The organism is Algibacter sp., from assembly GCF_049667265.1.
GTDB lineage: Bacteria > Bacteroidota > Bacteroidia > Flavobacteriales > Flavobacteriaceae > Algibacter_B.
In genome coordinates this window covers 1-7,173 of sequence record NZ_JBATHX010000016.1, presented here as the reverse complement: position 1 = coordinate 7,173, position 7,173 = coordinate 1, and the positions used below count along the sequence as shown (strand labels likewise).

General features: G+C 32.7%; 5 protein-coding genes and 2 pseudogenes. 3 read left to right on the top strand and 4 right to left on the bottom strand.

The window, feature by feature from the left end; translation table 11 throughout:
- Positions 1–471: pseudogene (locus WBN21_RS00575) on the top strand (excinuclease ABC subunit UvrA); the annotation flags it as partial.
- A gap of 174 nt (positions 472–645) precedes the next feature.
- On the opposite strand, the gene WBN21_RS00570 reads toward WBN21_RS00575, so the two are convergent.
- The gene (locus tag WBN21_RS00570; protein WP_424197372.1) at positions 646–1,746 is read right to left on the bottom strand and encodes a DUF3667 domain-containing protein; all 1,101 of its coding nucleotides are present in this window, start codon (positions 1,744–1,746) and stop codon (positions 646–648) included.
- 297 nt (positions 1,747–2,043) lie between these two features.
- Here WBN21_RS00570 and WBN21_RS00565 point away from each other — a divergent pair, with 297 nt between their 5' ends.
- Positions 2,044–2,709 (top strand): hypothetical protein, encoded by a 666-nt coding sequence (locus tag WBN21_RS00565; protein WP_424197371.1) that lies wholly within the window; start codon positions 2,044–2,046, stop codon positions 2,707–2,709.
- 122 nt (positions 2,710–2,831) lie between these two features.
- On the opposite strand, the gene WBN21_RS00560 is transcribed toward WBN21_RS00565, so the two are convergent.
- Positions 2,832–4,013 carry a TlpA family protein disulfide reductase gene (locus tag WBN21_RS00560; protein WP_424197370.1) on the bottom strand — a complete coding sequence of 394 codons (1,182 nt, stop codon included), beginning with the start codon at positions 4,011–4,013 and terminating at the stop codon, positions 2,832–2,834.
- A gap of 185 nt (positions 4,014–4,198) precedes the next feature.
- On the opposite strand from WBN21_RS00560, the gene WBN21_RS00555 reads away from it, so the two are divergent.
- On the top strand, positions 4,199–5,407 hold the full coding sequence (locus WBN21_RS00555; RefSeq protein ID WP_424197369.1) for a hypothetical protein: 1,209 nt from the start codon (positions 4,199–4,201) through the stop codon (positions 5,405–5,407).
- Positions 5,408–5,522: 115 nt separating this feature from the next.
- Here WBN21_RS00555 and WBN21_RS00550 read toward each other — a convergent pair whose 3' ends face one another.
- Both WBN21_RS00550 and WBN21_RS00545 read right to left on the bottom strand, forming a co-directional pair.
- Positions 5,523–6,980 (bottom strand): polysaccharide biosynthesis C-terminal domain-containing protein, encoded by a 1,458-nt coding sequence (locus tag WBN21_RS00550; RefSeq protein WP_424197368.1) that lies wholly within the window; start codon positions 6,978–6,980, stop codon positions 5,523–5,525.
- Positions 6,980–7,173: pseudogene (locus tag WBN21_RS00545) on the bottom strand (glycosyl transferase family 1); the annotation flags it as partial. The pseudogene WBN21_RS00545 and the gene WBN21_RS00550, both read right to left, overlap by 1 nt.

Here is a 7,173-nt window from a genome sequence, read left to right as displayed (position 1 = left end):
ATTCTTAACATGACGATTGATGATGCCATAGATTTTTTCAAAACCTACAAGCAAACTAAGATTCAAGGGAAATTGCAACCGCTTCAAGATGTTGGTTTAGGCTACGTAACTTTAGGGCAATCATCCTCTACCCTTTCTGGTGGTGAAGCACAGCGTATTAAACTCGCTTCATTTTTAGGAAAAGGAAACAATAAAGAAAAAGCACTTTTCATTTTTGATGAGCCTACAACTGGTTTGCATTTTCACGACATTCAAAAATTATTAAAATCGTTTAATGCTTTAATTACCAAGGGCCATTCCATCATAGTTGTAGAACATAATATCGATTTAATAAAGTGTGCCGATTACATTATTGACCTAGGGCCAACGGGCGGCGAAAAAGGCGGAAACCTTGTCGCTTCAGGAACTCCCGAAGACATCGTGAAGGTTAAAACGTCGGAAACAGGAAAGTATTTAAAGGATAAACTTTAAATTTATTATAATTATTTGGGCGCCTGCCTGCCGGCAGGCAGGTTACGCCTCCTAAGGTCGTCGTCGGGCTTTCCTTTGCAAGTCCTCGCACCTCCTGCGTCGGGCTGTGGGCTATCCGCTGCAATCCCTAACGCAAACCCAACAATCAAGAAACATCAAACTAAATTTTATACATTAGTAAAACAAAAAAGCAAAAACTCCTAAAATTATTGTTGTTAACGGCGCCACAAACAACAAAAATAGAAATGACGTGACACTAGCCTTAAAAAAAGTTTTAAACTTTCCTTGCTGATAAAAACGTTTTAGCGCAAAATACAAGTAAACAAAGGTGGAAAATACGATTAACCAATCTATCCAATCTGGGATATCTAAAATAAAGTTCAAGCCAATAACTATACTAAACACAGTAAATAAAAATGAGAAAAAGTAAAAGCTAAACACCAAATGGTGTGCATATAAGCCATGTTTTCTGTATAATATTTTTAAAATCAAAGCAAAAATTGGCAATAAGAAAAACATCGCAATTGGAATGGTGTCATAAAATGTTTGAAGAATGCTTCCGCCCTGTCTCGATTTATAAAACCTTAAAGCCTGTTTGTACAATTTCCTTTTTAACCATCCAGCCTCATCTGGCATCCCCATGTCTTTATAAATATCGTCATCAGGAGCATCCAAGGCAATTAAAGAATCGACAGATTTGGTGTTAAAATCAAAGCTTGCGATGTCGTTTTTCCTAAAATCATCTGCATTTACCAACGAATCAATTTTAGCATCAGAAAAACCATGAATAAACTTATTTTCCTCTAAAGCTTTTCTAATTTCATGTCTAGCAATAGAATCTTCCTCTTTCTTTTTAAAAGCTTGAATGGCTTTAATGGAATCTCTAACATGAGCGTCTTCTATCTTTTCGACAATACTTTCTTTTTTTAAAGTTTTAGCCAAACTTTCATCAATTGCCTGTACTGTATTTCTCTGTATAAACGAAAACAAAAAGAAAAACACCACGGCAATAAACAAATACATTTGCGCCGGATGCAAATACAACAAGCGCTTACCTTCAATAAACTTACTTGCTAAATAACCTGGTTTAAATAATAAAGGAAGAAAACTTTTAAAAAATCGAGCATCAAAAGAAAAATAATTACTTATCGTGTTATAAAACAGCAATCTAACCGTTAGTTCATCTTTAGCTTGTTGTCCACAATGCGGACAAAACTTAAAACTATCATCAAACTGCTTTTCACAATTTTTACAATTTTCTTTATTGGTTTTCATTTAAAATGATTGGTTTCTATAAAAGTAATCATTTCTATAAAACTAATTAGCGCCAAAGTGAATGGTAATTTCCAAATGGAGTACGATTGAGACATCTCATAATCAAATGCAACAAAAATTTCTCATGTTTTATGATTTCTAAATCAATTGAAAATCAATCGCTTACAAGTTATACCCTTGTTAATGTTACGTTAATTCGGTTTATACGTTATTTTCTTGGCACGCAAATTGAAACCTACTATGCAATAAGCGTAAGCCGAAAAGCTAAAGAGTAGGCAAAATGAAAATCCTAAGATTATGAAAAGATTATTACTAGTTTGTGCAAGTTTGTTGATAGGATTAACAACTGCATCCGCAACGGAACTAAACAACCCAAAACCACAAATAAAGTTAGAAAAAAAGAAAAACTATCGCTTCGCCCAGCCTATAATGTTTGAGGAGCGTGGTGTTGAGTTCTTTATTTTCCCTGATGGAAGTTTTGATTTCAATACTAAAACAAATAATGGTTTTTACGATGATGATTATTATAGAAACAATTCTAGACGAAGTTCTATAAATGTTAATCACAGAGGCCCGAATTCAAATACACAATACACTTCTAATCGTTACCCAAACAAAGGGGTTTCAATTTCTCGTGATAGAGATGGAACAGTAAGACGAATTGGAAACGTGTATTTAAATTATGATAGAAACGGAAACATTACACGCGTAGGTTCTGTATTTATAAATTATAGTCGAGGTAGAAATGCAACAGTAAACCAAGTTGGCGGATTACGAGTTACTTATAACCGTTGGGGAGAAATTATAAACACCAGAGGTTCTGTAAATAGATTTAATCGTAACAATAATTATCAAATAAGAACTGATAATGATAGAGACAACAACCATTATGATGACGATGATAACTACTACTATTATAAACAAAATGGTAAAGTGAAAAAACAAAAGAAAAACAAAAGATAATTTTTTGAGATTAGTTAGTTAGAAATGAAAACCTCAAAGTTGTAATGACTTTGAGGTTTTTTGTTATTCACCAATCGTTCATAACACCCGAGAGTCAACTCTAATTGCATTAACATTAGTTACTAGTTTTTGTTCATGTAATTTTCAACCCAATCGGTCAAAGATTTTCCATGAATATTTTTAGCTACAACTACTCCCTTATCATCAAGAATAAAATTAGCAGGAATGGTCTGAATACGTATTTTTTTTAAGAAAGATGCATCATCTCCTTGAAGATCTGAAGCTTGCAACCATCGATTAGCTCCATCTTTCTCCACAGCTGCTTTCCAAGCAGAATCATCGCTTTCTAAACCATAAGCTACAATTTGCAACCCTTTATCATGATATTTATCCCAAATAGGCACTAAAAAATCTCGGTTTTCCTTTCTGCAAGGCGCACACCAAGAAGCCCACAAATCTATAATAGTAAGCTTATTACCCAATTGCTCTTTAATAGAAAGTGTATCCTTAGTAATCAAAGGAAGCTTAAGGTTTGGAAACACATCGCCAATTAAAACAGGTAAATTAGAAGACTCACTATCTTTACACAACTGTTTTACCCACGAATGATTAGGTTGTTGTTGTTTCCATTTATCACATTGATTTACCAAAAATTCGGGCACACGCTCGTAATTATTCGCTGGACTTACCCATCGTAGCGCCACTAGAGCTGGCATAAGATACGGCACACTATCTGCAAATTTTATTAACTCCTTCTGGTATTGCAAAATAGCATGTTCTTTTTCCATCAATTGATCACCTTCATCTAATTGCCAAGACTTTCCTTTAAGAAAGGTTTTATAAGCGTTCTGATTGATATCTCTTAAATCTAACAAAGCTCTATTTATTTCTGAAGGGTTTTTAATTGAAAAACTTTTTTGAAATTCATTGAATTTTGCTGTGATTTGAATACGATCACCTAATTGCCATAAAACAGGCATAAAATTAGCCTCACTCAAATCATCGGTTTGCAAATAATTAGGAGCCTTTCCAGAAGACTGTATAGCTAATTCTAGCAATATAGGTTCTTTGGTTTTTGGCGAGTTACGAAACTCAAAACTACCATCCGAATTCACTAATGCAGAATCTAAGACTTTACCAAAATAAGAAGCAGAAACTTCTTTTAAAACTCCTGGCTCAATGAGATAAACACTAATATTTTTATTTTCTACACCTTCAATTTTTCCAGATATATATCCAGGAGAATAACAAGCTATTAAAGTTATGGTCATTAAAACAAGACTCGTAATATTTTTTAAAGTCATAGTTCTCATTTTTATAAATATTAAACGAAGTTCGCGAAATATTCTTTCAAAAACAACATAAACCTTTTCAGTTTAAAAAAAAATAGCAACTATTTTTACAGTAAACACAAGGCTTCAAAGCATACTTGTCTTTTTTGGCACGCTGTTTGTAATTACTATAACAGTAACCCTTAAAATTTACAATTATGAAAAAGTTTATATTCTTATTAGCAGGTTTAATCCTTACAGGATTTTCTGTAAACGCAAACACAAACAATAGCGAAATAAACGCTAACGCAACATCAACTTATTATGGAGGATATAGTAACTCATTCATATTTAATGTAGACGGTATTGAGTTTTCTGTATTTAGAGATGGTCAATTCGATTTTAATATTGTCGGAAACAATTCACGCTTTGGTGTTAATGTTAATACTAGAAATGTAAATATAAGTTTCAACTCTGGTTACAACTATGATGCATATGTTCAATATGATGAATTTGGAGCCATTATTCAAATTGAAAACATTCCAATTTATTATGATTATTACGGACGTATTAGTCAAGCTGGAAATGTGAACATCTATTATAACAACTTTGGGTACATAAACCGAATTGGAGGATTAAATGTGTACTATAGAAACAACGTATACTCTCACTATACTGGATTTATAAACATCTATAACAGAGGTTATGTTTACAGACCGTGGCACCGATATTATAGTGCTCCAGCATATGATTACTGCGTAGTTTACAACAGGCCTTACAGACAGTTTTACAACCCTGTTCGTTATACATACAACAGAGCGTTTCAAAACAATTACAGACCAAGAACTGCTATTGCTAGCAGAAGAGGAAATGAAATTTCTAGAAACAGCAGCTATGCTACCGTAAACAGAAGTAAAAGAAATGTAACCCAAGTTAATAGAAGCGCAAACTCAAGAAGAACTGTTGCTCAAAACAACACGACAACAAGAAGAGATAATAGTACCGTAAATAATACAAGAAGATCAACATCTCCGACTGTGAACAGAGAAACGACTAGAAACGGAAATACGAGCACAAGAAGAACAACTTCTGGAAATAATTCTGAAGTAAATAATACTAGAAGAACTTCGGGAAACGTTAATACCAGTAATAATAGAACGAGTACAAGAAACAATCAGGTAAGAACTGAACAAAAAACTAGAACGGTTCAAAAACCAAACAGCTCAAATACTCGTACATATAATAATAACAAAAATAATAATACTAGAAATACGCAAGTAGCTCAACGTACTGTTAGTAAGCCTAGAACCATGCAAACACGCACCGTTTCTAAGCCTACACAAACAAGAACAACCAGAGCTACACAGAGTAAAAGTAGTTCTAGCAACAATACAAGATCGACAACTTCAACAAGAAGACGATCGTAACAATTTTGGTTGGTTAGTTAGAAAATCCCTACGCAATGTATGCCTCAAAGCAGCACCGTAGGGTTTTTCGTTTTACTACATTTTTTTACATTCTTGCCTTTGGGGAAGTAAAAAACTACTTCAGTTTCAAATACTTCTTAATAAGTATCGAAATATCTTCAGAAAAATTAAAACGAAATACTGCAAACCCATAAATTACAGCTATTAGCATTGATTTTAAAACAATATTAGTAATTGGATGAAACGGAAAGTCCCAGAAGTAAAATACCAATACACTTAATAATAAAAGCGCGCTAATTTTAATTGTGGCCATTGTAAAAGGAAGCATCTTAAACTTTTTATATACAAAAAACAGCTTAATTGAATTATAAATAAAAACCGCCAAAAACGTAGCTATTCCCGCGCCATTAATTCCGAAAATGGGAATAAAAAACATATTCAATAACACCATTAAAATGACTAGAATAACGCCCATAACTAGTACCATTCGGTAATAATCGCTATTAAATAATATGGCATTGTTGTTACCTAAAGCATTATCATAAAGCTTTGTAAAGCTTATCATAAACACCACAAATAATCCCCCGCTAAATTCTTTAGGGATAATGTGATAAAGTTGATTGATATTCAAAACGATTAACAGGAATATAAAACCACCAACTATATATAAATTTAAGGAACTTCGTTTGTATAAATCTTTTAATGCAGGAAAATCTCTTTCATTTAAATATTTAGCTGATAATGGCAATAATATTTGATGCATAGCACGCTGAGGAACCGCAATTACAGCAGCTATAAAAATAGCAACGTTATAATAGGCAATCTCTTTAATATCAATATATTGCCCAAGCATCACTTTATCGACATCTAATAGAATGGTTGCAATGGATCCTGCAATAATGATTAAAAAAGAATATTTTAAAATGTTTCGCAAATTCGGCACACGCTTAAAAATAATTACAGGAAACTTTAAACTAAAAGCATATATTTTCATTACTAACATTCTTAATACATAAACCACCACAAGGCCTTGCATAAACTGTTCTAAATTTATAACATCAAAATGCAGTAAGAATAGTAATATCATAGCACCAACTCTATGAAATACCTCTTTCATAAAATTACCGAAAACCGTTTGCATTTGCACTTTTGCCCATGCAAAAAACACCTCAAAATATGCTAAGGCAATAGCTATAATTACGGTGTGCCATAAATAACCTTCTATTATCGCATTTTTCTTTGATAGAAAACCTGCAATAGTATCATAACTAACATGGGTAATTATTACCAATGGAAAAATTATGCAAATTGGCAACACCAACATAAGCGTTAAAAAACTATTTAATGAAACTCTAGTTTTAAATGTAGAATAAAATTTTACCAAGGTATTGTTTACCCCAAAAGCCATTAGTGGCATAATAACCGTGGCCAGAGATAACATATAACCCACCATGCCGTAATACTCATCGCTAAGAAATTCTGTATAAAGAAAAAGCGTATTAATAGCACCTATAAAAAATCCTAAATAGGTTGATATAATATTTTTAAAGGATTGTGAAACAACGACTCCCATTATAATAAATTAGCTAGCGATTTTGTAAGTGCCTTTCTGTGATACTTTTGCAAGCCTATTGGATGTGATTGCAAGGAGTTATTTTGAAACGACTTATAATGCACCAAGATAATTCTTTTTAACGAGTCATAATCGTTGTAATTAAAGTAGTTTCCGGTATTGGTTTCTTCCATTATTTTTTCAACATCTGAAC

What these genes read in the sequence shown, in the direction of transcription:
- WBN21_RS00550 (WP_424197368.1), bottom strand. Translation starts at nt 6,980, where the DNA reads ATGGGAGTCGTTGTTTCACAATCCTTTAAAAATATTATATCAACCTAT.
- WBN21_RS00570 (WP_424197372.1), bottom strand. Translation starts at nt 1,746, where the DNA reads ATGAAAACCAATAAAGAAAATTGTAAAAATTGTGAAAAGCAGTTTGAT.
- WBN21_RS00565 (WP_424197371.1), top strand. Translation starts at nt 2,044, where the DNA reads ATGAAAAGATTATTACTAGTTTGTGCAAGTTTGTTGATAGGATTAACA.
- WBN21_RS00555 (WP_424197369.1), top strand. Translation starts at nt 4,199, where the DNA reads ATGAAAAAGTTTATATTCTTATTAGCAGGTTTAATCCTTACAGGATTT.
- WBN21_RS00560 (WP_424197370.1), bottom strand. Translation starts at nt 4,013, where the DNA reads ATGACTTTAAAAAATATTACGAGTCTTGTTTTAATGACCATAACTTTA.